The 25,110-nt window shown below is 40.2% G+C and carries 26 protein-coding genes; 16 read left to right on the top strand and 10 right to left on the bottom strand.

All coding sequences use genetic code 11. The features are described from left to right. Positions 1-44 precede the first annotated feature (44 nt). Together B1F84_RS11370 and B1F84_RS11365 are read left to right on the top strand one after the other, a co-directional pair. Positions 45-1,712 carry a methyl-accepting chemotaxis protein gene (locus B1F84_RS11370; protein WP_008111551.1) on the top strand — a complete coding sequence of 556 codons (1,668 nt, stop codon included), beginning with the start codon at positions 45-47 and terminating at the stop codon, positions 1,710-1,712. A gap of 237 nt (positions 1,713-1,949) precedes the next feature. After that, the gene (locus B1F84_RS11365) at positions 1,950-3,302 is read left to right on the top strand and encodes a magnesium transporter (RefSeq protein ID WP_008111553.1); all 1,353 of its coding nucleotides are present in this window, start codon (positions 1,950-1,952) and stop codon (positions 3,300-3,302) included. Between the two features lie 67 nt (positions 3,303-3,369). On the opposite strand, the gene B1F84_RS11360 is transcribed toward B1F84_RS11365, so the two are convergent. The 7 genes from B1F84_RS11360 to B1F84_RS11330 all read right to left on the bottom strand — a co-directional run bounded on the left by B1F84_RS11360 (position 3,370) and on the right by B1F84_RS11330 (position 11,223). Then, positions 3,370-4,365, bottom strand: coding sequence for a GGDEF domain-containing protein (locus B1F84_RS11360; protein ID WP_131691470.1), 996 nt, complete (start codon positions 4,363-4,365; stop codon positions 3,370-3,372). Positions 4,366-4,693: 328 nt separating this feature from the next. Beyond that, positions 4,694-5,077 (bottom strand): DP-EP family protein, encoded by a 384-nt coding sequence (locus tag B1F84_RS11355; RefSeq protein ID WP_131691469.1) that lies wholly within the window; start codon positions 5,075-5,077, stop codon positions 4,694-4,696. Between the two features lie 23 nt (positions 5,078-5,100). Then, the gene (locus B1F84_RS11350; RefSeq protein ID WP_131691468.1) at positions 5,101-8,355 is read right to left on the bottom strand and encodes a winged helix-turn-helix domain-containing protein; all 3,255 of its coding nucleotides are present in this window, start codon (positions 8,353-8,355) and stop codon (positions 5,101-5,103) included. 62 nt (positions 8,356-8,417) lie between these two features. Continuing rightward, positions 8,418-9,245: a mechanosensitive ion channel family protein gene (locus B1F84_RS11345; protein ID WP_131691467.1), complete on the bottom strand. Its 828-nt coding sequence runs from the start codon at positions 9,243-9,245 to the stop codon at positions 8,418-8,420. 37 nt (positions 9,246-9,282) lie between these two features. Continuing rightward, entirely contained in the window at positions 9,283-10,014 is a 732-nt protein-coding gene (locus B1F84_RS11340; RefSeq protein ID WP_008111565.1) for an LrgB family protein, read from the bottom strand. Further along, positions 10,007-10,360, bottom strand: coding sequence for a CidA/LrgA family protein (locus tag B1F84_RS11335; protein ID WP_076918317.1), 354 nt, complete (start codon positions 10,358-10,360; stop codon positions 10,007-10,009). Before B1F84_RS11335 ends, B1F84_RS11340 begins: the two co-directional genes overlap by 8 nt. Positions 10,361-10,431: 71 nt before the next feature. Then, positions 10,432-11,223 (bottom strand): crotonase/enoyl-CoA hydratase family protein, encoded by a 792-nt coding sequence (locus B1F84_RS11330; RefSeq protein ID WP_076918316.1) that lies wholly within the window; start codon positions 11,221-11,223, stop codon positions 10,432-10,434. 286 nt (positions 11,224-11,509) lie between these two features. Here B1F84_RS11330 and B1F84_RS11325 point away from each other — a divergent pair, with 286 nt between their 5' ends. From B1F84_RS11325 to B1F84_RS11315, 3 genes are read left to right on the top strand one after another with little or no spacing between them, the layout of a single operon-like run. Then, positions 11,510-11,830, top strand: a complete 321-nt coding sequence (locus B1F84_RS11325; protein WP_131691466.1) for an HI1450 family dsDNA-mimic protein — start codon at positions 11,510-11,512, stop codon at positions 11,828-11,830. 46 nt (positions 11,831-11,876) lie between these two features. Next, positions 11,877-12,689, top strand: coding sequence for a DUF481 domain-containing protein (locus B1F84_RS11320; RefSeq protein ID WP_131691924.1), 813 nt, complete (start codon positions 11,877-11,879; stop codon positions 12,687-12,689). A 28-nt stretch (positions 12,690-12,717) separates the two neighbouring features. Then, the gene (locus B1F84_RS11315; RefSeq protein WP_131691465.1) at positions 12,718-13,203 is read left to right on the top strand and encodes a hypothetical protein; all 486 of its coding nucleotides are present in this window, start codon (positions 12,718-12,720) and stop codon (positions 13,201-13,203) included. Positions 13,204-13,244: 41 nt separating this feature from the next. Here the strand turns inward: B1F84_RS11315 and B1F84_RS11310 are convergent, their stop codons facing one another. Beyond that, positions 13,245-13,730, bottom strand: coding sequence for a peptidylprolyl isomerase (locus B1F84_RS11310; protein WP_008111743.1), 486 nt, complete (start codon positions 13,728-13,730; stop codon positions 13,245-13,247). A gap of 11 nt (positions 13,731-13,741) precedes the next feature. Beyond that, positions 13,742-14,653, bottom strand: a complete 912-nt coding sequence (locus B1F84_RS11305; RefSeq protein WP_131691464.1) for a folate-binding protein YgfZ — start codon at positions 14,651-14,653, stop codon at positions 13,742-13,744. A gap of 150 nt (positions 14,654-14,803) precedes the next feature. On the opposite strand from B1F84_RS11305, the gene B1F84_RS11300 reads away from it, so the two are divergent. After that, complete coding sequence (locus tag B1F84_RS11300; protein ID WP_010387788.1) at positions 14,804-15,055, top strand: succinate dehydrogenase assembly factor 2; 252 nt, start codon at positions 14,804-14,806, stop codon at positions 15,053-15,055. Between the two features lie 55 nt (positions 15,056-15,110). Then, positions 15,111-15,467, top strand: coding sequence for a hypothetical protein (locus B1F84_RS11295; RefSeq protein ID WP_131691463.1), 357 nt, complete (start codon positions 15,111-15,113; stop codon positions 15,465-15,467). Here B1F84_RS11295 and nadB read toward each other — a convergent pair. Continuing rightward, positions 15,442-17,052 carry an L-aspartate oxidase gene (nadB, locus tag B1F84_RS11290; protein WP_131691462.1) on the bottom strand — a complete coding sequence of 537 codons (1,611 nt, stop codon included), beginning with the start codon at positions 17,050-17,052 and terminating at the stop codon, positions 15,442-15,444. The two genes, B1F84_RS11295 and nadB, sit on opposite strands and share 26 nt — an antisense overlap. 244 nt (positions 17,053-17,296) lie before the next feature. On the opposite strand from nadB, the gene rpoE reads away from it, so the two are divergent. From rpoE to recO, 9 genes are all read left to right on the top strand, one after another. Continuing rightward, entirely contained in the window at positions 17,297-17,878 is a 582-nt protein-coding gene (rpoE, locus tag B1F84_RS11285) for an RNA polymerase sigma factor RpoE (protein WP_008111753.1), read from the top strand. A gap of 1 nt (position 17,879) precedes the next feature. Next, complete coding sequence (locus tag B1F84_RS11280; RefSeq protein WP_008111755.1) at positions 17,880-18,494, top strand: RseA family anti-sigma factor; 615 nt, start codon at positions 17,880-17,882, stop codon at positions 18,492-18,494. Positions 18,495-18,498: 4 nt separating this feature from the next. Then, positions 18,499-19,452 carry a MucB/RseB C-terminal domain-containing protein gene (locus B1F84_RS11275; protein ID WP_008111756.1) on the top strand — a complete coding sequence of 318 codons (954 nt, stop codon included), beginning with the start codon at positions 18,499-18,501 and terminating at the stop codon, positions 19,450-19,452. A 10-nt stretch (positions 19,453-19,462) separates the two neighbouring features. Then, the gene (locus B1F84_RS11270) at positions 19,463-19,912 is read left to right on the top strand and encodes a SoxR reducing system RseC family protein (protein WP_131691461.1); all 450 of its coding nucleotides are present in this window, start codon (positions 19,463-19,465) and stop codon (positions 19,910-19,912) included. A gap of 122 nt (positions 19,913-20,034) precedes the next feature. Continuing rightward, positions 20,035-21,822 carry a translation elongation factor 4 gene (lepA, locus tag B1F84_RS11265; RefSeq protein WP_008111760.1) on the top strand — a complete coding sequence of 596 codons (1,788 nt, stop codon included), beginning with the start codon at positions 20,035-20,037 and terminating at the stop codon, positions 21,820-21,822. 16 nt (positions 21,823-21,838) lie between these two features. After that, positions 21,839-22,774 (top strand): signal peptidase I, encoded by a 936-nt coding sequence (gene lepB / locus B1F84_RS11260; protein WP_008111762.1) that lies wholly within the window; start codon positions 21,839-21,841, stop codon positions 22,772-22,774. A 2-nt stretch (positions 22,775-22,776) separates the two neighbouring features. Then, a complete protein-coding gene (gene rnc, locus B1F84_RS11255) occupies positions 22,777-23,454 on the top strand; it encodes a ribonuclease III (RefSeq protein ID WP_008466504.1) in 678 nt (225 codons plus the stop codon). After that, positions 23,444-24,376: a GTPase Era gene (era, locus tag B1F84_RS11250; RefSeq protein ID WP_008111765.1), complete on the top strand. Its 933-nt coding sequence runs from the start codon at positions 23,444-23,446 to the stop codon at positions 24,374-24,376. Before rnc ends, era begins: the two co-directional genes overlap by 11 nt. A 20-nt stretch (positions 24,377-24,396) precedes the next feature. Beyond that, positions 24,397-25,089, top strand: a complete 693-nt coding sequence (recO, locus tag B1F84_RS11245; protein ID WP_131691460.1) for a DNA repair protein RecO — start codon at positions 24,397-24,399, stop codon at positions 25,087-25,089. Positions 25,090-25,110 lie beyond the last annotated feature (21 nt).

Here is a 25,110-nt window from a genome sequence, read left to right as displayed (position 1 = left end):
CAAAATAAAAAGCTTGATAGCTTATAATGTTAATTGGAGAAATAATGGGTAATTTAAGCTTAAAAACCAAATTGCTACTGCTGGCTGTTTTACCTTTGATTGTATTACTAATCAGTTTTATGGCAGGTTCTTATTATTTAGAGATGCAAAATCAACAGCAAAACTTTAATGAGTTCAAAACTAAATTAATTGCTGATAAACAAACTCTATTAAGAACAGAAATAGAAATCGGCTCTAAAGTAGTGCAATACCAATTAGCGCAAGGAAATGAACAAGACGCTAAAGATGCGTTGCGAGATTTAACCTTTGGTGAAGATGGTTACTACTTTATTTATGATACCGATGGTATTAGTGTTTTTCATGCATTACTGGGTGATGCGATAGAAGGGCAAAGTAAAATAGGCATGACCGACCCTAACGGTAAAAAAATAGTGGTTGGCTTACTTGAGCAAGCGCGTAAAGGCGGTGGCTCGTTTACTTATCATTTTCAAAAGCCCAATACTAGCGGCTTAGTCGAAAAAATTGGTTATGCAGCCATGATCCCAGGTACTAATTGGATGATAGGCACTGGCACATATATGGATGATATTGAAGCCGAACTGGTAAAATATCAAACAACCATGGAGCGCCATTTAAGCGAAAAAATGACCACTTTGGTTTTAATCTCACTTCTACTGCTTGGTTTAGCAGCAGCCGGTGCGTTGTACGCTTCTAATAATATGCTAAAACCAATTAAACGTATGGTGCAAAGCTTAGACGATATTGCCAAAGGGGAGGGGGATTTAACCCGACGTTTAGAAATAGATACTCATGATGAAATTGGTCAGTTAGGTGAATCTTTCAATGTATTTGTGAGTAAGCTACACAGTATTATTGCCGGAGTGGTTGATGTAACAAGTGACGTTAAAACGGCTTCTTCAGACATTAATACGCAAACATTACTAATTGAAGATAAATTATTAAAGCATAACCATGAAACCGATTTAGTGGCAACAGCGATTACCGAAATGTCAGCAACCTCGCATGAGGTAGCGCAAAATACCACGCAAGTTGCGGTATCAACGCAGGCAGCGACAAAAGAAGTGGCCAACGCGCAAGATTGTGTAGATGTTTCACTGAGCGAAGTATCAAACTTAATGAGCGAAATTAATCAAGCCGCGGAGCAGGTTAACTCGTTGAGTGAGCAATCTAAAAAAATTAATAGCGTATTAAGTGTAATTGGTGGCATTGCTGAACAAACAAACTTACTGGCATTAAATGCGGCTATTGAAGCGGCACGCGCAGGTGAGCAAGGACGTGGGTTTGCGGTGGTGGCTGATGAAGTAAGAAGCCTGGCGAGTAGAACCCAAGACAGCACATTAGAAATTAACGAAATGCTAAGCGAGTTACATAATTTAGTAACGGCAGCGGTTGATGCAATGCATGCGAGTCAACAAAGCTGTAACCGCTCAGTTGAGTCTTCACGGGCTATATCTGAAAGCTTAGGTGCGGTAACTACGTCCGTGACCACCATTAATGATATGAGTACACAAATTGCCACAGCGGCAACAGAGCAAAGCAGCGTGACAGAAGAAATTAACCGTAACGTGTATGCTATTCAAGAAATTGTTAATGAATTAACGCAGTCGAGTAAAACCACTTCTTCAGTTAGTAAGCACTTAGCGGGACGCGGTGAGAACTTGGGTGACCTAGTGGGGCAATTTAAAATATAAATAGCTTGAGTTATTAATTTTTTATCAAGCCGTAACGTGTTTAGTTACGGCTTTTTTTGGCTTTATTTTTAGCTAAAGCGCGATAGTTAATAGCACGCTACAACCATAAATATTTAACAACACAGCGATTTTTTAATATTTTTATGCGTGTCTAATGTACACTATTAGCTATTCTCATTAATAAGTGCTTACTTATTACAGTAAATTTATAGTGAAAGACTATTTTAGGGTTTTTAAATGATAGAGTATCCGGTTGATCAGTTACCACAACTCATAAACGACTTATTGCAGTGTGATACCACTGAGCGCAAAAATAAATTACTTATTGATGCTCAGCAAACCTTATCAACGGAACACTTATCCTTATTATTTGAAGCTATTCCTAAAGAGCAGCGCCTTGAAATTTGGCATTTACTAGATGAAGACACGCAACACGAAATTTTCGTTAATTTAAGTGAAGATAGCTGTTTATGGTTACTGCAAACCCTAGATGACAGTGACGGTTTTAAATTATTAGACGAAGTTAACGTTGAAGAGCTGCTTGAATTAGAAGAAGTGATCCCGCAGCGCTTTATTGATTATGCAAAAAAGCAGCTTGATGAAGCACAAACCAAACAATATGAGCTGGCGCAACAATATACGCCTGAGCAACTAGGTCACTGGATTGGCTTTGACTTTTTAAAGGTGTCAGACAAACTCACAGCCGGCGGCGCTAAAAAGTTACTCCACAAAGGGTTACCGCAGTACAGCGAAGTGATTTATTTAGTGAGCCGCAAAGGCAGCTTAATAGGCGAAGTGGCAGTTAATGACCTGATAAAAGCGCATGATAACGAGAGTTTAATGACCTTAGCTAATCATGACTTTACCTCATTGCATGCAGACCATGATTTATATGAAGCCGCTGAAGTGGTTATTCATAGTGAACAAATGGCCATGCCCGTGGTTAATGCCGATAACAAACTAATAGGGCGATTAACTATTGCATCAGCTTATGAATTACGTCAAGAAATCGCTGACGAAGCCACAGCAAAGGCTGGTGGTTTACGAGAAGACGAAGACCTATTTGCTAGTGTTCGCAAAAGTGCTAAAAACCGAGGTATTTGGCTAGGTATCAACTTAGCGACGGCATTTTTAGCCTCGTGGTTTATTGGTTTATTTGGCGCCACCATAGAACAAGTGGTTGCTTTAGCTGTATTGATGCCGATTGTCGCTTCAATGGGGGGTATTGCCGGAAGCCAAACCTTAACGGTTATAGTGCGTGGTCTTGCGCTTGGTCAGGTTACCGACTCCAACCGTAAGGCACTGCTTAAAAAAGAGCTGCGTGTGGGCGCGGTAAATGGCTTGGTATGGGCTTTAGTGATTGGCTTGCTAACTTTCCTATGGTTTAACGATATTATGCTTAGTATAACCATTACTGTGGCAATACTGCTGAATTTAGTGGCTGCATCATTGGCGGGCGTAGTGATCCCGTCTATTTTAGATAAAATGAAAATTGACCCTGCATTATCAGGCTCAGTTATTTTAACCACAGTCACTGATATTGTCGGCTTTGTAACCTTTTTAGGATTAGGTAGTTTGTTACTACTGTGAAGCTGTCTCAGTTCAGCGCTAATTCCTATTTATTAGCGCTTGTTTTGGGCATAATGCTACTAATTCGTTAAATGATAGAGCTTATTCTATTGCGTCCTTCTTTTTTAGCTCGGTATAGTGCTGTATCGGTTGCACATAAAAGCGCTTCATATGTCCTATATTGATTATGATGCTCACAGGCTATACCTTGGCTTATGGTAATTTTAACCTCTGGTGGTAAGCCAATATCTGTGAAGGTCATCTTATTAACGAGTTGCTCGATTTGTTTTGCAACAATGGTTGCACTTTTAATATCGCAACGGGGCAAAACTATTGCAAACTCTTCACCGCCATACCTAGCCGCTAAACATTCTCTTGAGGGTACACACTGTAAAATTAGCTTTGCAATTTTTTGTAGGCATTTATCGCCTTTAATATGCCCATAGGTGTCGTTGAATTTTTTAAAGTGGTCAACATCAATCAATATGCTGGTTAGAGGTTGTTGGCTTTGAATACTCTCTTGCCAATATTTTTTTAATGACTCATCTAAAGCTAAACGGTTAGCAAGCCCAGTTAAATGATCGGTTGAGGCCTGTACTTTTAAACGGTTGTACATGGCTTTATGGGTACTAAGATCGTGAAGTATACACACATAAAGCTTTTGCGCCGATGCGATACTTTTAGGCATGCTTGAGATTGATAGGTCGGCTTCAATCACATCGCCATTGGCTTTATTAATTGTTACTTCATTAGGGCCATAGCTTAGCGCTGTATCTTTAATGCTAATCCAATTCGATAGGGTTTGCTTATACTTTTCAAGGTCGGCATCGTTTAAAAATGTTAATAAATTATCACCAATCAATGACTGCTGTGAGTGACCAAACAATTGCGCAGCTTTTGGATTAACAAACTCAAAATCACCTTGTTCATTAATTACAAATATTCCTTCAGCAGTGCCATTAAACAATTCAATTAAAGCACTAAATTGAGCATTTAAAAAAGGGCTCGATGAAGCACAATCGAAGGAGAGCGCTTTATCATTTTTAATTGCTGCAGTTTCTTTGTTATTAATTTGTTTAGACACGTTTTAGCCTTAGCATGGTACAGACGTTTTTGATGTCTACAAATTTACTTAAAAAAGTGCAATTAAACCTTTCGGTAATCTTCTGTTTTTAACTTGCTGATATTTAATGATAAAAAGCATGTTTGCACAGGTTTTAAGTAACCTATGCAAGGTGAAAATTAGTTACTCAGCAATTGAAAGTTGAGGTTTTTATTATAAATTAGTAATAAAGGATAGTTATTAATGATGCTGCTTGGTATGTGTAAACGTTAAAGTGTTTGGCTTATAAAATTGCAAAGGAATAAATCAGCTCTGTGCAATTTAAAAATTAATAATTAATCGTTGTTAATTAATTTTCACCTCTATTTTCAACTTGCGGATCAGTGCTTTCATAGGCTGTGCCGTTGCACTCAACATTAAATATCAAACAGGCAGTACCTGGGTTTTCATCGGTATCGATAATAGTAATTTTGCGGCCATTATCGCTTACTTTAAAGCTGAAGTTTTGGGCGCAAGGCGTTTCTTTATCGATATCAGTAATAGTCGCGCCAGTAAATAAAAATCCATTTTCAATTGTGGTTTCATCTAAACTATAAATGCCCGCAGTCTCGGTTCTTACAACTCCGCCGCCAGTCACTTCTTTACCATCTATAGAATATGTAAAGTTAGCTTCGTCGTCACTGCCTAGTACAATGTTAACTGTAAAGTGAATTAGTTCTTGAGTGTTATTCATATTATTTCCTTTTTTATTCATAGTCATAGATTAAAATTAGTAATGCCTAGTTTTACTAGGTTTGCTTTTATTTTGGGGATTTCGTCAGCTCGATTTAAGCAAGTGTACACCTGTACCAGCGGGTATGTGATACGAACACTTTGATCTTTTTCTGCTGTTTTAATAATGGCTTGAAGCGCATTTAAGCAAAACTGTTCTCGCTGCTTGCTGGTTGTACTTAACTTAGCTTTAAGTAAATTAACCCGTATCGGTATTATGTTATCGCCAATTTTCATTTGATTAGCTATGTACTCTTGATAGTTTGTATCAATCTCCAGCGCAATTAATAACTCCTGTGCTTTGTGCTGTGACAGCCTATCAATAAAATAGTGTATAAGGCTTACTTGTGTATTTATAATAAATTTATTGTCGAAGTATTGATTTTTGACAAATTTAATAATTTCATTTACTTGTTCATTAATATTTTTATCGGCTGAAAGCATCAATTGGTAGGCTAAAAAGCGATAGTATGAATCTTGAAAGTACTTACTTTTTGGATCCTGCAATATAGCGTTATTAATTGTATTAGTGGCTTGCTGTGCTTTTTCGTAGGCAGGTTGTCTATTGGGTAAATAACTTAAAAGATAGCTTTGCTGAATATAAGTATAAGCTAAACTGCTTGATAAACTTGCATCATCGGGATAATTCAATAGCATATTTGACAATTCACTTGAGGCATTTACATACATGGTTAGCGCGGCATTAAAATCACCGAGCCCTTCTTCGGTTTTAGCAAGCCAGCTGATGGTATCTGCTTTATCGCGCAATAAGTTTTTATTATTGGGTTTAAGCTTAAGCGCTTTGTTTTTAAGGGCCAGCGATTTTGTAAAGCTTTGTTTCGCTGCGCTGTAGTCAAATTTCTCTGTGTATAAAGAACCCAGCGAATTATGCGAATACGATAGCTCCATAATCGAGTTAAAATCATTCGGTGCTAATGAATACATTTTCTCACTGTAGGCATGATATTTTTTAAATAATGGCTCAGTGGCTGCGTAATCGCTTTTATCATAATGAAGCTGACCGAGCCAAAAAGCATTGGCACCGGCAAGCGTGAGTAACTCTAAGTTGTTTGGTTGGATTTTTAATAATGCTTCAAGGCGAGTGCGGGCGTTTTCAAAGGCGGTGAAGGCCTCAATGGTTTTACCGCGAGAATAGGCCACTTCACCCATGGCTTCCAGAGTTTGCGCGTACTGAAAGCGACTTTTAAATTCGGCTTGTTGATTACTAAAGTTAAATAGTGAGCTTGGCTCCTCGACTTGATTGGTAAAATACTCAAGTGCTTTATTACTAATGCCATCAAGTAAGTCCATACGCTTTACGCTGCGTAACTTGTCGGCAAAATCACCAACCATAAACCCTAGTAAGCTTTCGGCTTCTTGGCGTTTTTGCTGTGCAAGTTGCTGCGCTTGAAAGCTGGTAACACTCATAAATAGGGCAACACAGGTGAGTAAACAAAGTAGAGCGACTGTGCCGCGTTTTATGGTTGTTTTTGTTTTACTGTGTTTAAGAGAACTGGTTATAAGCGCGCGTTCGTCATCGTCTAGTTCGAATATGTTGTCGTTTAATAAGGTAACGGCTTCTTGCAGCGGTTTACCCGGTGCTAACAAGTAGGCGTTACTTTTGTGCTCATTAAGCCATTGTTGCGTGTGGTGGTGTAAGCGGCTTTTTATAGCAAGGGCATCTTTATGGTCATTAATCCACTGTTTGGCACGTGGCCATTGGCGTAATAATGCCTCGTGGGCAAGGCTAAAGTAAGCTTCTTGGTTTTGTAAATGCGATACAAATAAGCGGCTATCGACCATGGCTTGAACCAGCTCTTTTTGACTGGTTTTGGTTAACGCTTGTAAGCGAGCTGCGCGGCTCGTAATGGTTTTACCATCTGGGTTTAGTGTTACTAATTGCGATAACACGCTTTTTAGTTGCTGTTGTTGCGCCTGAGAAAGCCCTATAAATACTTCTTCGGCTTTTTTGCCAATGGCACCCTCAATACCGCCGAGTTTTTCATACACACTGTGCAATAACTCATTATTATCACTGCGCTGTAAATACAGCTCTTGCAGTGTGTATTGCAGCATGGGCAGTGCATCTGGATTATTAGCGGTATCGGCGCAAAGTATTTCATCCAGCGGGGTTTTAGTGTTTGGGTCGTGTGAAAACGTTAAATTAGCGGTTAACGCTGGCAAGCGAATAATTTGTTGTAGTTCATGGCGATTTGGCGGAGTTAAATCGTAATGCGCGCCATGAGCTTTGCCCACCATAAGGCTTGGCTGCTCAACCACTAAAGGGTAAAAATCGTTTCGACAGGCACTAAATACAATCACCGCTTTAGAGGTCGCTAAACGCTCAATAACAGATAAAAAATGACTTCGGGTGTCGTTACTAAATAGCGGTGAGGAAAGTAGCACTTCTAAGCGGTCTATAAACAAAAACAATTGCGGCGTTTTTGCTGCTGTTTGAGTATTTGCAATTGTATTTTTTAAACAACTAATAACATTATCTATGTCATGTTCTAGCTGCTGCGCCAGCGTTTGTGCGCTTAACCCTGTAAATACTGGAATGTCGTTAATATCCCAATCGAGCATGGCTGAAGCGAGATCTAAATACAGCCTATTTTGAGCTACATCTGCAAAGTCTAGTTGGGTGTACGACATTACTCTAATGCCGTTATAGCCTCGCTCGTCGAGTAGCTTTGGCAATATACCCGCATTAACTAATGATGATTTACCCGTGCCACTAGGGCCAAGGATTAAACAAAATGCGCGCTGTAATTTTATTTGGCTTGATACGCTCTCTAGTAACGTGCTGATGGCGTGATTACGACCAAAAAATAAGTGGGTATCGGTTGGGTTATATGCACTCAAACCTAAAAAAGGAGAGCCGCCTTGCCATGTGTTAACTTGGCTGGGGAGGTCATCAGCCAATGGAAACTCAACCGTTGCAATAACCCTATAACCCCGTTTACGTATGGTTTCTATGTATTGCGGAGCGCTTGCCTTATCACCCAGGGCTTTTCGAAGTTGAGTGATAGTTTTATGCAGAGGATTATCGCCGGTTTCTGTGTTTGCCCAGCAGTGAGTTAATAACGCGTCGCTACTGACAATCTCTGCTTGGTTTTGACACAAGTACAGCAAAACATCCATGGCTTTGGGCTCTAGCTGTTTTTGTTCTTCAGCGCGTTGAAGGGTGTTACTGGCAGGGGTTACTTGCCATTCACCTAGATAAAAAGGCGGTTGCTGCATAATTGGCTCATTTTTATAGTTATTAGTGCACTTAACTTTTTGCGTTAATCACATGAGAAGTGCTAGTTATTTTTATTAAGTGTAACAATGCGTTGTGGAAACGGAATTTCAATATTGGCATCGTTAATTGCTTTATACACGCTGCCATTAATAGCAAGCTTAGTTTCAATAATTTTAGTGGTGGGTACCCAATAGCGATAGCTAATAGTAACGCCGCTATCAGCAAAGCGCTCTATGCCAATTTGTGCATTGGGTTTTTTAGCGACGAGTTCATGCTGTATGAGCACGTTTTCAATTAGGTTGATTGCTGTATCACTGCAGGCACTGTAGGCAATATCTATTTCACCTTTTACTAAAGAGTAGCTAAATGAGTTATGCAGAATTTCGCCAACAATATGTTTGTTGGGAATGGTTATTTCTACTTTTTCTTCATTAATTAATACGGTGTGCCCCAGCTCAATTACTTTTACTTGGCCGCTAACACCTTTTACTTCTATGGTATCGCCGACCACAAATGGCCGTGTAGCAATAATAGCAAGCCCCGCGCCATAATTAGAAAGCATGCCTTGTAACGCTAAGCCTGCACCCAATGAGGCTGCACCTATTGCAGCAACAAATGGGGTCACACTAATACCAATTTTACCCAGCGCAATAATGATCACCATAATGATTAGCAGTACTTTCACTACATTACTGACAAAGTTGGTTAAGGTAATATCGACGTTATGCCGCGTCATTAAATTGGCAACTACTTCGGCGAGCTTTTTCGCCACCCACAGGCCAACCAATAGTATAAAAATAGCGCCGACTATTTGCATACTATAGGTGACTAAATACTCGGTAAGTAGGGCGTAGTATTTTTCAAATTGCTGAATTTCGGAACTGATCATGGTGGGCTCTAGTTTTAGTTAGATTGTTATCAACTTACTATAACAAAGTGCTCACTAAAAATGGATATAATAGTGGTACTATCACCGCAGTTAATAACGCACTCAATGCCATAGCCACTGATGAAAACGCCCCTATTTTTGGGTGCTCGGCAATTGCAGCGGCTGTACCTATAGCGTGACAAGCCGTTCCCATTGCAATGCCTTGTGCCTCAAAGTTAAATATTTTAATTAGTTTTAGTAATAAAAAGCCAAACAAAGCTCCAAGTAAACCAATAAAAATAACCATGGCAGCAGCCAACGAGCTGATCCCCCCAAGTGAATCGGTGACAAGTAATGCAATAGGTGTCGTAACGCTGAGTGCGGCAACTGAGGCGCTGAGTTGCGAGGGGGCAGCAAATAAAATACTTAATACAAAAGCCACCAATGTGGCATTAACAATACCAATACTGCAAGTGACAAAAATGAGTAAAAAGTTTTTTCGAATATGCATAAACTGCTGATATAAGGGCAGGGCTAACGCAACGATTGCAGGCTCGAGTAACCAACTAAGTAATTGGCTATGAGAGGAAAATTTCGCATAAGGCAAATCTAGATTAACTAATAATAAGGCAATTATTGCAATACTTAAAAATACGGGGTTTGTGAGGGATTTTAATATGCTGTGACTCACTCTCACATTGAGCATTTTTAGCCCTAAAAAAAGAGCGATTATAAAAGGGATAGTTAACCACCAAAGACTTGGCGTTATTGCACTGATTTGCTCATTCATTGTTTTCAGTGCCTTTAAAGTGACCAACGATACTGGCTACTAAAATTAAGCTACTCAAGGGCACTATAATCATCACGGTGGTTAAAAATGGCCAATGGGTTTTTATAAGTCCCAAGTGTTCAATAAAGCCAACGCCTGCAGGAATAAAGAAAATAGGCATTACATTTAAAATAGGCGAAGCACATGGGGTAAGTTGTTGCTCTTTAACAATGCCTGATAAAAGCAGTACCAGTAAAATAACCATTGCTAACAGTGGCGCAGGGAAACTGGCATCAATAAAGTGCATAATAAGTTTGCCCGCTGCCAAACAAAGCAAAATGATAGCGCTACTTAAAAAGTATTTCATGGCGATGACTCAATAAAATAGAGGATTATCACTTTAACAAATAACGCAGTTTTGTGCATTGTGCCTTAGTATTACCAGCGTTTGGCGTTTGCAAACTCAATATCAGTTTTACCTTTTGCTTTAGCAATGGCTTTTTTAGTATTGGGGTTGATTAATAAGCGAATTTGGCTCCATGTTTCTTTGGCGAGTATTTTTCGAGCTGGGGCTTTATAGCTTTGTTGAGTTACTCGCTTTATTGCCGCTAATGTGTCAGGTGAACGTGCTTGTAATGTATCAAGCATTTCTTTCGTTGCTTTATCTGTATCGTCGGTTGTTTTTGTTACTAAACCGAGTTCAAAAGCGTGTTGAGCACTAATGGGGTCAGCATGGCTTGCTAGCCAAAGTGCTTGGTCGCGTTTTACTAGTCCTGCAAGCATAACATTAGCGCCCATGTCGGGGCATAACCCCCAGCGCGCTTCCATAATGGCGAGTTTGGCATCGTGATGAACAATCCGGTAATCAGCCCCGAGCGCTATTTGTAGCCCACCACCGAGGCAATTTCCGTTAATTTTAGCAATTACAGGCACACTCAATGATTGCCAACCTAAGACTACTTTTTGTGCTAGGTTTTGATTACCAGGCAGCCATTTAAATAGGAGCTTTATAATGTTGAATGGTGAGGCCATAACCGCATTGATATCGAGTCCTGCACAAAAGTGTTCACCCTCACCGGTTAATACAACCGCACGAATACTGGCGTCTTTTTTTATATTTTTAATCACTTTATTAAGCTCAACAAACATAGCAAAGCTTAAGGCATTTTGTTTTTCTTCGCGATGCAATGTAACCGTAGCGATACCCTGTTTTTTTTCTAATTTTATCATTGTGCACTCCTCTGACCTGTTGCTTGAGCTTATGTTTTTATTGATGTTAAGTAAAGTGGATGAAGATGAATAAAAACAAACTGAATTTTTTTAAGTAAATGGGGTCTGTTATCTTTAACGATTAACTTAATTTTTAAGGGTAACGCCTTACGCTAACTAATCGTTAATCTGTCCATAAGTATTAGGAATAAATAAAAAAGTCAGTATTTAACGTGTTTTTTTTATCAAAACTCCAACAACTTTTGATATTATGATACCCACTTAAAAGCTCAGAGGTTAACCATTCATGTCAGGTCCACGTTTATTTACGGTAGAAGAAGCAACTCATCAAGCTTATGATATTTTTTTAGAGCTGGCTCCCAATAATTTAAGCGATAAAGATGTTGAAGAATTTAACCTGTACCGTGAAGAGCTAGGCTTTATTGAAGAAGATGAGCCTGATGAACAGTGGCAAGACTTTGTTGCCTTAGAAATTGAACCTGAGCATTTTATTCAAGTATTAGTAGGCCTTGAGTTTGATAATGAAGACGTATTATTTGCGAAAATTTTAATTAGCCTTGATAAAGATGCACCTTTTTGTCATATTTTGTGGAAAGAAAGTGAATAACCATTTCTCCGCTTTTTTGTTATTGCCATTTGCAAGAGAACGTATTTTGCGAAACTCCTTTGTATTACTGCTTTTATTATTTAGCTGCTTTAGCTGGGCTGTTGATCCTTTTGAAGATTTTCATCAGTATGGTCAGCTTTCAGATGAAGAGATTCATGAGTTACACAAAGGCGAAGTACTGTATGGCGATACCGAATTTGGTTTTATTTTAAGTAAAGGCAATACCAACTCCACCAGTTTTAAGCTTAAAGGGAATCTTTATCAAGATTTTGAAAACTGGCGAAATCAATTCAAAATAGACTCCCTCTACAAACGTGACGAAAATGAAGAAACAGGTGAGTCTGATGTGACTGCTAATCGCGTGTTTGTATCTGCACAAGGCAACTATAAAGTAGGGGTTAAAAACTCGTCATTCTTTATTTATGGGGATTACGAGGAAGATGAATTTAGTGGCCTTGATTTTAAAAGCACTGTAGCAACTGGTTATGGTGCACGTGTTTATCAAGGGGTTAAAAATAAAGTAGATATAGATATTGGCCCAGGTTTATACCGCTCAGTTGCTGATGATGAGTCAACAGCACTTGAAGACGACAAAGACAAAATGGGCTATTTACTTCGTATTGCAATGCAGTGGGAACGGTTGGTATCTAAGCGCACCCGATTTAATCAGGATATTAGTATAGAGCAGTCATTGTCTGGGCTTAATTCACGGTTAAAGTCAGAAACGGCATTAATTAGCCAAGTGGTTGGCGCGGTATCGCTTAAATTTGCGTATATGTACCGTTATAATTCTAAGCCTGAGGAAGATAAGCTTAAATACGATTCAGAGCTCAGTGCAACCTTAGTGTACAGTTTTTAATTTTTTTAACTTTTTAATTGAGAGTGTTATGTATCAGCATAAGCAGTATGCGGTATTTATATTTGTAGTATTAGCGTGGATCAGTGGTTTTGTTGTACTTGCATGGAACTTAATCGGTGCCGATGCCCCATTAATCGTATTTGCGGGTATTTTAGTGCTGGTGGGTTTTTTGTTCCACGGTTTAACTATTAAAGTTGATGATACCCATGTTAGCTGGGCATTTGGTCCAGGTGTTGCCGGCCAAAAATTAGCATTAGAAGACATAGTGGATGTAAAGGCAGTACAAAACTCATACCGTCATGGTATTGGTATTCGCATTACACATGATGGTTGGATTTATTCGGTATCAGGCTTTAGTGCGGTGCAATTAACGCTTAAAGATGGCACTCAGTATCGCTTAGGCACGAATGACCAAGAGGGGCTAGTTGCTGCGCTTGAAGATAAAATAACCCCAGGCGAAGTACCAGCAGCAGAGCCTCAAGTTAAATTACGTACGCATAATAATATGCTATAAAAAAAGCGCCTCAGGCGCTTTTTTTATTACTGAATTAGGGCTTAGTGCTCGTGACCACAACCGCCTTCGCCATGTACGTGGCCATGCTCAAGCTCTTCGGCTGTTGCATCGCGTACTTCTAAAATTTCTACATCAAAGTTAAGTGTAATACCGGCAAGTGGGTTGTTACCATCAACAATGACTTCTTCATCTTGAATATCGATGATCATTACTGATTGGTCGCCGTCATCGGTGGTTGCACGAAATTGCATGCCCACTTCAATTTCCATACCTTCAAACATTGATTTTGGTACGGCTTGCATTAAGTGATCATGACGCTCACCGTAACCTTCTTCTGGTTCTACTTTTACACTTAGTGTATCGCCAGCTTGCTTGCCTTGCAGCGCATTTTCAAGCCCTGAGATCAGGTAGCCTGTACCAACGATAAAAATTAATGGCTCACCGCCAAATGAGTTATCAATGGTATTTCCGTCATTATCTAAAACAGAGTAATGCATTTTTACCACTTTATTTGCTGCAACGATCATAGTCATTCCTATTATTCATCTTCAAGAGAGTAAGGTAGAGGCAGAATGTTTAGCTCTACCGAAGGGGTGTGTTTTGCACGAAGAGTCTGATCGATATCAGTATCGTTTGGCAACACGACCAAACCAGTTAAAGTCTGTGTTTGTTCATTATAGCTTTGCGCAATAAGTTTACCTGCGCGGCGCCAGTTTTCACCTAATTGAGTTTCAATGTCGGGTGCTTCGAGTAACCCTTCACTTTGCCCAGAAACGATATACATAGCACGTTTGTTTTTGCCTAGGTACTTCATACGTGCAACGGTTTCTTGGCCTGTGTAGCAACCCTTTTTAAAGCTAATGCCGTTAATGGCTTGCAGATTAACCATTTGCGGTACGTACTCATCAATCGCATCGACACTTAATTGCGGTTCACCAGCGAGTATAGACGCTTGTTGCCATAGGGCATCGTTGTCGAGAGTTGACACGTCGTCAGGTAGGCAAAATTGGCTATCAACCATCAATAAAACGCGGTTTGGTGCCAGTTTCAGTGCTTTACCATGGGCGAAGTCACAGGCTGTGGCGTCATCGCTAAAGTGAATATCCAATTGTGTGAGTAAGTCTGTTAGGTCATCACCAAGTAAACCAATTAATCGCTCTGAGGCTTTATTAATTTCAACTTTTGCAAATACAGCATATTTTTTTAATTCAGCAAGAGAGTGCTCTACTTCTGCACTTGAGCCTGTTAAAAAGTAACTTTGTTGATAAGAAAATAGCTTAAATACACCCCATAACTTACCTTTTGCACTACAGTGACCTGCCCACAAAAAGTTGCTGTTATTAAGTTTATTTAGATCTTGAGTGATTTGTCCGTGGAGATACGATAATTTATCTGCGCCTGAGAGGCTAATAACCTGATGTGATAAAGGACATGCATAAACCTGAGACATAAACACCTTCTTTGCAATAACAAATGAGGTCACATAATAACGTAGTTAAAGCGTATGGTACAGCGACTAACAGACGATGTTTTTATAACTTAGTGCTGTTAAATTAACGCATATTTGGTAAACTCGAGTTAATTAAATATGAGGTTTAAAATGGTTGAAATACATAGTAAAGCACGTATCCGTTGGGCTTGTCGCCGTGGCATGTTAGAGCTAGATGTTTTGTTTATGCCGTTTGTTGAAGAAGCTTATGATTCGTTAGATGCTAAACAGCAAGCGATTTTTCAGCGTCTATTAACCCAAGAAGACCCAGATTTATTCGCTTGGTTTATGGGCCATGAAGAATGTAAAGACGCAGAGCTAAACAGCATGGTTCAGCTAATTTTAGACCGAGTTCGTGTATAGATTTACTGTTACAGATAATAAAACAGACCACAAATCTATTGTGGTCTTTTGTTGTGTGCTGACTTTAGTGTTGTGCCTATTTATGAACTCGGTGATGGCAACTCTTTTTTGTATTGCACTTAATAGTGTTGCTGGCATTATCGTTTGGCGAAAAATCGTCGCTGCTCAGCCACAGCAGGGCATTATACTTTTAGAGCCGAATCAATTTCGCTTTGAAGGCTCTGGCAGGCAAATTCAAGGTGTAATTAGTAAACAAAGCCGGTTACTTGGTCAGAGTGTGTGGTTGTATATTAATGGTTTTAGTAAAAACTATTGGCTGATTATTTCAGCCAATAGTGTTGATGAACAAAGTTATGCGCGTTTAAAACGGGCAACGCTTGAAGCAATTAATTACGCGGAGGGGTCAAAATAGTGGGCGTTGGGTTCTCATTTTGCTCTGGATAATCAATGGTAAAGTGTAGTCCACGACTTTCTTTACGTTCCATTGCACTTCTAATTATAAGCTCGGCAACTTGCACCAAATTACGTAATTCAAGTAAGTTATTACTTACTCTAAAGTTTGCGTAATAGTCGTGTATTTCTTGTTGTAGTAACTCAACACGATGAAGCGCACGTTCAAGGCGTTTAGTTGAGCGTACAATCCCAACATAATCCCACATAAACAATCGTAGCTCATGCCAGTTGTGAGTGATGACAATTTCTTCATCTGAATTAGATACACGACTTTCGTCCCAACTAGGTAAATCAACCAGCGCGGGTGCGGTCTCTATTTTACTCAAAATATCTTTTGCTGCTGCATGGGCAAACACAATGCACTCTAATAACGAGTTACTCGCCATGCGATTAGCACCATGCAGGCCGGTATAAGCCACTTCACCCACAGCGTACAAATTTGCTAAATCCGCTTTGCCGTTAAAGTCGGTCATTACGCCACCACAGGTGTAATGTGCTGCGGGAACGACAGGGATTGCCTCTTTGGTTATATCAAGCCCTACACTCAAGCATTTAGCGTAGATAGTAGGGAAGTGTTCAATAATAAAATCTTTGTCTTTATGGCTAATATCTAAATATAAGCAATTTGCGCCAAGGCGTTTCATTTCAAAGTCGATAGCGCGCGCTACAATATCGCGCGGAGCGAGTTCTTCTCGTTCATCAAACTCTTTCATAAAGCGAGTGCCATCAGGGCGTTTTAAATAGGCACCTTCCCCACGCATTGCTTCGGTAATTAAAAAGTTTTGTAATTCTGGATGATAAAGGCTGGTTGGATGAAATTGATTAAATTCCATGTTAGCAACGCGACATCCCGCACGCCACGCCATTGCAATGCCATCACCACTAGAAACATCAGGGTTAGAGGTGTAAAGGTACACTTTACTTGCGCCACCCGTAGCTAGGGCAACAAATTTTGCGCCAATAGTTTCTACTTTTTTGGCTTTTTTATTCCACACATGCATACCGTGAACATGTGACCCCGTCTTACCGATATTTTTATCTGTAATTAGATCAATCGCATTGTAATGCTCTAACAAGGTGATATTGTTGTGCGCTTGAACTTGGCTAATCAGCGTTGTTTGCACTGCTTTGCCAGTGGCATCGGCAGCATGCAAAATGCGTCGATGGCTATGACCCCCTTCGCGGGTTAAATGAAAGCGCTCTTTACCTTTACTATCAAATTCCATATCAAAAGGTACGCCTTGATCAATCAACCATTGTAGGCAGTCATGCGCATTACTGGCAGTGTAATGAACAGCTTCTCTGTCACACAAACCGCCACCTGCATCTAAGGTATCTTCAACGTGAGACTCTATACTGTCATTTTTTTTATCAAAAACAGCGGCAATTCCGCCTTGGGCATAAAGAGTAGAACCTTCGGTTAATTCACCTTTACTGATCACGGTAACGTTACAGTAATTAGCCAAAGATAAAGCAAGTGATAAGCCTGCTGCGCCGCTACCAATAATAGCGACATCGGTAATGTGATGTTTATTTTGGTTCATCTGTGAGGTACTTTGCGGTTACAATGCTCAGATAGAGCAATATTTATTTTTAATACTTATAGTTGTACCATATTTGTTGAACTACTACTAAGTGGTTTTAGCGTATAAACGCGTAATTTGTAGCTATTTTATAAAAAAACAATATGAGTCAGAACTTTTTATTCATCTAAGGGTCAGAGTAGGTGTGAACAATGGCGACACTATGAATAATAAGCAAGAATCAATCAGAGGAGTACCGGCTCGAATGAGCGAGCAGGAATTAGATTTAGCGTTAGTGAAAAGGGTTCAGCAGGGAGATAAAAACGCCTTTAACCTATTAGTTAAGAAGTATCAGAACAAGATTGCCGGTTTGATCTCACGTTATGTATCAAATCAAGGTGACATTGCTGATGTAGCACAAGAGGCGTTTATTAAAGCGTACCGTGCCCTTCCAAACTTTCGTGGTGACAGTGCTTTTTATACTTGGCTTTACCGTATCGCCGTTAATTGTGCTAAAAATTATTTAGTGGCTCAAGGGCGTAAACCGCCAGCAAATGATATAGATGCTGAGGATGCCGAGTTTTATGAAGGTGCAGATTCAATGCGTTCTAACGCGTCACCTGAAAATTTACTATTAAGCGAAGAAGTACGCGCTGTTATTTTTAATACGATTGATAGTTTGCCTGAAGATCTTAAAACCGCGATTACTCTTAGAGAAATTGAGGGTATGAGCTATGAAGAAATAGCCGTGGTGATGGATTGCCCAGTCGGGACGGTACGTTCGCGTATTTTTCGTGCCCGTGAAGCAATTGATAATAAATTAAACCCATTGATAGGCGAGTCTTAGTATGACAAAAGCACACGTTAACCGCTTAGATAACGAATCGTTATCAGCATTACTTGACGGTGAGCAAACTTTAAATGATGCCGCTATTGCATCAGATGATGTTGCTACGTTTGGCCGTTACGCGTTAATCGGTGATGCAATGCGAGCTAAAGAAAATAACAATAATATGGACTTTGATATTAGCGATCGCATTTCGTTAGCACTTGAGAGTGAGCCCGTTTATGCAGACTTTAGCCAGTCTGACAGTGTGGCAACCCCTTCAAGCACCGAAACAGACAACAAAGTAGTGGCGTTTAATTGGCGTAAACCGGTTGCCCAATTGGCAATTGCAGCAAGTGTAGCAATGTTTACTATTGTTGGCGTGAACACCTTACCGCAAGGTGAAGATGCTCCACAAAATGAAATTCCTTTACTGCAAACCACGCCGTTAACCGGCATGGCGTCGCCAGTAAGCTACTCATCAGCACCAGCACTTGATAACGCAGAGCAAGGCTTGCGCGAGCTTCAACAGCAACGCATTGGCGCATTAGTACTTGAACATCAGCGTCAAGCGCGTGTTGCTCATTCGTTAAAAACAGCTAAAACAGATGAAACATCGCCAGAGGAAAAAAACTAATTAGATGAAAGTAATCACTTTTATTATGTCATTGGTGTTAAGTTTTAACACTTTTGCCAATGACACAAACCCCGCTAAAGATTTACTGCTTGAAATGGCCAGTGCAGTTCACACTCGTAATTTCGACGCCTCTTTTGTTGTTGTTAAAGGTAAAAGTATGGAGCCCTACCGCTGGGTGCATGCTAAACAAGGTGATATAGAGCTTGAGCATTTAAGTTTGCTCAATGGCGCTGGCCTTGAAATGATCCGTATTGACGACCAAGTTACCTACTTTGAGCCACAATCAGAACCTTACTCGTTAACAACCGACTCAATTGCAGGTCCCATCCCAGAAGTTTTATTTAAAGATATTAATCGCCTAAGTGCGCATTATGATTTTGTGCTTGGTGGTAAAGGCCGTATTGCGGGGCGTCCTGCTCAGCTGGTTCGAATTGAATCTAAAAACGATGACAAATATAACTATTGGATTTGGATTGATACTGAGTCTTCGTTATTATTAAAAGCCGCTTATGTTAATCATCAAGGCGAAGCACTTGAGCAATTACAACTTACCCATATCAGTGTAACTGAGCAACCGGCAAGCTTATTATTAGAAGTACTTAATCGTAATTTTCCAACCCCATTACCCGCTAATTCAATTGCTGAACAAAGCAAAGCAAATGCCATGAATTGGACTATTGGTTGGCTACCTGAAGGGTTTGAACTACTCAAGTCAGATAGACATAAGCTCGACTTAAACAATGAATTAACAGACTACTATTTATTTTCTGATGGATTCGTTGAGGTATCAGTATTTGTACAACGACCACTACCGGGCAAGCGTTTAAGCGGAGCACTGACCTCGGGTGCAACCACTATATATGTGCACAACGGCGGAAATTTTGATGTGTCTGTGGTGGGGAATATCCCAACAACGAGTGCTAAAGCGATTGCAGAGTCGGTATCACGGGCATTATAGAAACTAAATTATGATAGAACAAACGTTAACCGTCGTGGCCCTTAGTGGCCACGTTGCGCATTTAGAAGCCCAACAAAAACAGGCCTGTGAAGGCTGTAATGGACGTTGTGGCTCACAGGTGTTTAGCAAGTTATTTGGTACCGCCAAAAAAACCTTGCCCTATAAATTTGAAACGCAATTAGAGGTGGGGCAAAAAGTGACCCTGTCACTGGATGACAGCCATGTTGTAAAACATGCCTTTGCCGTTTACATGTTGCCCTTGTTTTTGAGTTTAATCTTCGCCTTAATAAGCAGTGAATTAATATTATTGGCCGAAGGCTGGCAAATTTTAGCAGCGATATTGGGTGGCATCACCGGCTTTTTAATTGCTAAAACATGGGTAAAATCACTTAGACATGAGATTAAAGTGATAAAAATTCATCCAATTAGTCTCCCTTTAACTCAAATAGATGGTGATTGACGCCAATTAAATGTAAAATTGCGTTTTTATGCCACAGTAACTTGAAAATGCACAGCAAGTATTTTCAAGTTATTTAGGCATGCGACCTTAGTCCTTTAAAATAGAAGTTTAGAATCCAGTTTATGAAGCATATCCGTAATTTTTCGATCATCGCCCACATTGACCATGGTAAATCGACCCTTTCTGACCGTTTGATCCAAGTTTGTGGTGGTTTAACCGACCGTGAAATGCAGAAGCAGGTTCTAGATTCAATGGATATTGAACGTGAACGTGGCATTACCATTAAGGCGCAAAGTGTAACGTTAAACTACAAAGCAAACGATGGTGAAACGTACCAGCTCAACTTTATCGACACTCCTGGGCACGTTGACTTTACTTATGAAGTATCACGCTCACTAGCAGCGTGTGAAGGCGCATTATTGGTTGTTGATGCCGGCCAAGGTGTTGAAGCACAAACATTAGCTAACTGTTACACCGCCATTGAAATGGACTTAGAAGTTATACCGGTTCTGAATAAAATTGATTTACCGCAAGCCGACCCATTACGTGTAGCCGAAGAAATTGAAGACATTATTGGTATTGATGCCCTTGATGCCGTGCAATGTAGCGCCAAAACAGGTGTGGGTATTGCTGAAGTACTTGAAATGATCGTTAAAGATGTACCGCCACCAGTTGGTGATAAAGACGCACCATTACAAGCGCTAATTATCGATTCTTGGTTTGACCCATACCAAGGCGTTGTATCGCTAGTGCGTATTAAGCATGGTGAATTACGCGCTGGCGACAAAATTAAAATCATGTCAAACGAGAACGTACATACCGCAGATCATGTGGGTATTTTTACGCCTAAACAAACTAACACCGGTGTTTTACGCACAGGTGAAGTAGGGTTTGTTATTGCCGGTATTAAAGAAATACACGGTGCACCAGTAGGCGATACTATTACTCATCAAAAAAATGCGGCACCACTGCGCTTACCTGGTTTTCAGAAAATTAAACCACAAGTCTACGCGGGCATGTTCCCAATTGCGTCAGATGATTACGAGTCGTTCCGTGATGCACTTAACAAACTAAGCTTAAACGATGCGTCGTTATTCTTTGAACCAGAAAATTCAACCGCGTTAGGGTTTGGTTTCCGTTGTGGCTTCTTAGGTATGCTGCACATGGAAATTATTCAAGAGCGTTTAGAGCGTGAATACGACATTGACTTAATCACCACAGCACCAACGGTTATTTATGAGGTAGTGACTAAAGAGGGCACTACACAAATAGATAACCCGTCTGACCTACCAGCCGTAAACGATATTTTAGAAATACGTGAGCCAGTAGTAGAAGCAAATATTTTAGTACCACAAGAGTACTTGGGAAGCGTAATCACGTTATGTGTTGATAAGCGCGGTATGCAAACTAAAATGAGCTATCACGGCAAGCAAGTTGCAGTAACGTATGAACTGCCAATGGCTGAAGTGGTAATGGATTTCTTTGATAAGTTAAAATCAACCAGTCGTGGTTTTGCGTCGCTTGATTATAACTTTAAGCACTTCCAAACCTCAGACATGGTACGTGTAGATATACTTATTAATGGCGAGCGCGTCGATGCTCTAGCTATTATTGTACACCGCGAAAGCGCGCAGTCTCGTGGTCGTCAGCTTGCTGATGCGTTAAAAGAGCTTATACCGCGTCAAATGTTTGATATTGCGATTCAGGCAGCAATTGGTCAGCATGTAATCGCCCGTACAACTGTAAAGCAACTACGTAAAAACGTAATCGCGAAGTGTTACGGTGGTGACGTGAGTCGTAAGAAAAAATTACTTCAAAAACAAAAAGATGGTAAAAAGCGAATGAAGCAACTTGGTAACGTTGAAGTGCCTCAAGAAGCGTTCTTAGCCATTTTAAAAGTTGGTAAATAAAAATAAAGGATAATAAATGGCTGGCTACTTTTCAGTTTTATTGGTGTTATTAACCTTAGGCTCAGGCCTAATATGGTTAATAGATCACTTAATGTTTGCCCCTAAAAGGCAGGAGCGTTTGGCAATTGCACAAACTTCTGCCGGTGGCCAACTTGATGAAGAAACAGCAGCATTGATTGCGCCTGAGCCAGTCATTACTGAAACAGCAAAGTCGATTTTTCCGATGATTGCTGCTATCACTATTTTTAGATCGTTTATTTTTGAGCCGTTTCAGATCCCATCGGGTTCAATGATGCCAACCTTATTAGTAGGCGATTTTATTTTAGTGCAAAAGTATTCTTATGGAATTAAAGACCCAGTATGGCGCAGCCAGTTAGTGGATGTGAGCGAACCAGAGCGTGGCGATATTGTTGTTTTTAAATACCCATTAGATGAAAGAGTTGATTATATTAAACGTGCTATAGGCTTACCTGGCGATAAAATTGTTTACCGCGATAAGCGTTTATATATTCAACCAAAATGTGAAGAAGGCGAAGTTCAAAAAGGCGCGTTTCTTTGCAACGAATTCAATAAAATTGATTTTAAATTAATTAATGATGATGAATTTATGCAAGGCCCAATGGCTTTAGCGCGTTTAAATGAAGATTTAACTACGTCTAGCCATGATATTTTAATTAACCCAAAATCGCCTGAACGAAAAGGGCGTTACTACCAGCAATTGGGCACTCCTGCGGATGAATGGGTGGTGCCTGCTGATCATTACTTTATGATGGGTGACAATCGCGATAACAGCCAAGATAGTCGCTTTTGGGGCTTTGTACCAAAAGAAAACTTGGTGGGTAAAGCTGTCTTTATATGGATGAGTTTTGAATTTGATAATGGCCCAGATGACATTTTACCAGGATGGGTTCCAACTGGTGTTCGTTTTGAACGCCTAGGTAATATTCAGTAACAATGAAAAAAAATGTAACAGAGTTATACAAAAGAATTGGCTACACATTTGCTGATCAAGGCCTACTTGAGCAAGCAATGACGCACCGCAGCCATAAAGGTCAACACAACGAGCGACTCGAATTTTTGGGCGACTCGATTTTGAGCTTTGTAATTGCCAATGCCTTGTACGCTAAATTTCCTAAAGCACGTGAAGGCGATTTAAGCCGCATGCGTTCGACTTTAGTTCGCGGCCAGACGTTAGCTGAATTTGGCCTTGAGTTTGAGCTAGGTGATTACCTACGTTTAGGCCCAGGCGAGCTAAAAAGTGGCGGGTTTAGACGCGAGTCGACCCTTGCAGATGCAGTTGAAGCCATAATTGGTGCTGTATTTTTAGATTCAGACATTGATCGCTGCGGCGAGCTTATTTTAGCGTGGTATGAATCACGTTTAGATGCTATTTCACCAGGGCTTAATCAAAAAGATCCTAAGACCCTGCTGCAAGAGTATTTGCAAGCTCGTAAGCTATCATTACCTGGCTATACTGTAGTAGATACTAAAGGTCAGGCACACAATCAAACATTCACGGTTGAATGTATCGTTGATGGAATGGATAGCATTATTTCTGTTGGCAGCTCAAGGCGTAAAGCCGAACAAAAAGCGGCCGAAAAAGCATTGAAGATACTTAAAAATGAATCTTGATACCTTAATACAGCCTCATGAAGGCGAAATAGACACATTTTGTGGCATGGTTGCGATTGTTGGCCGTCCTAATGTGGGTAAATCAACCTTGCTTAATGAAATTATTGAGCAAAAAGTCAGTATTACCTCACGTAAGCCACAAACCACGCGCCATCGTATTATGGGTATTCATACTGAGGGTAAACACCAAGCGGTGTACGTAGATACCCCAGGTCTTCACGTTGAAGAAAAACGCGCCATTAACCGTTTAATGAACCGTGCAGCGTCGAGCTCAATTGGCGATGTTGAACTGATTATTTTTGTTGTTGAAGGCACTCATTGGAATGCCGATGACGAGATGGTACTTAACAAAGTGAGCCAAAGTGGCAAGCCGGTATTGTTAGTTATTAACAAAATTGACCAGGTAAAAGATCGTGACCTTGTACTGCCACATATGAAGTGGTTAGGCGATAAGTTTGATTTTATAGGCATTATGCCTGTATCTGCGACTCAGGGTAAAAACATTAACCTGATCAAAGATGAAGTGACTAAACGTTTACCGCCGTGCGAATTTTATTTTCCAGACGACTACGTTACTGACCGCTCAATGCGCTTTATGGCTGCTGAAGTGATCCGTGAAAAGCTTATGCGCTTTATGGGTGAGGAACTACCTTACTCAGTGACTGTGGAAATAGAGCAGTTTAAATGGCAAGAAAACGGTATTTGGCACATCAATGGCCTTATTTTGGTTGAGCGTGAAACGCAAAAGCGCATGGTTATCGGTAACAAAGGCGAAAAGCTAAAAGTGATCGGCCGTGAAGCGCGTAAAGACCTAGAAGAAATGCTTGAAAATAAAGTATTTTTAGAATTATGGGTTAAAGTAAAATCGGGCTGGGCTGACGATGAACGTGCCTTAAGAAGCTTAGGCTACGGTGAAGATTAATAAGTATCGAATAGCCTAATATGGACAGCGACTTTTACAAAGCCTATTTATTACACCGACGTCCCTACAGTGACTCGCAAGTAATGTTAGATATGCTGGTAGAAGGCGTTGGTCAGCTTAGAATGCTCGCTCGAGTTAGTGGTCGCCAGGCCACTAAACATAAAGCCCAATTACAACCATTTCAATCCTTACTCGTCCATTACAATGGCAAATACGATTTAAAATATATTAATAAATTTGAGCTCTACGGCAACCCGTTATTTCTAACCGGTGATAAGCTTTACTGTGGCTTTTATTTAAATGAGCTAACTAATCGCATTGTGCCGATTAATGAGCCCATTGATCAAGTTTTTCAACTTTATAAAACACACCTAGAAAACCTTAATAGCGGTAGTGACATGCAAGCGGTACTGCGTTCTTATGAATTTCAACTGTTAGAGCTGCTAGGATATGGAGTCGATTTTAGTTTTGACGCTGACGGTGAGCCAATTGACGAGGCACAAACGTATAGCTACTTCGCAGAAGTAGGGTTTTCAGTGCAACATGACTCGCGTTCTGGATTCACCGGTTCACAACTTAATGCCATAGCAAATCATGACTTTAGCCAAGCGGATGTGTTATATATGGCAAAGCAATTAAGTCGTTATTTATTAAAGCCATTATTGGGCAATAAGCCATTAAAAAGTCGTGAGTTATTTATTAGCTCTCAATAAACAAATTTCACAGGTACAAAC

The sequence above is a fragment of the Pseudoalteromonas sp. DL-6 genome, assembly GCF_004328665.1.
Lineage (GTDB): Bacteria > Pseudomonadota > Gammaproteobacteria > Enterobacterales > Alteromonadaceae > Pseudoalteromonas.
The sequence above is the reverse complement of the archived record's forward strand: the minus strand, read 5'-3'. Positions and strand labels throughout refer to the sequence as shown.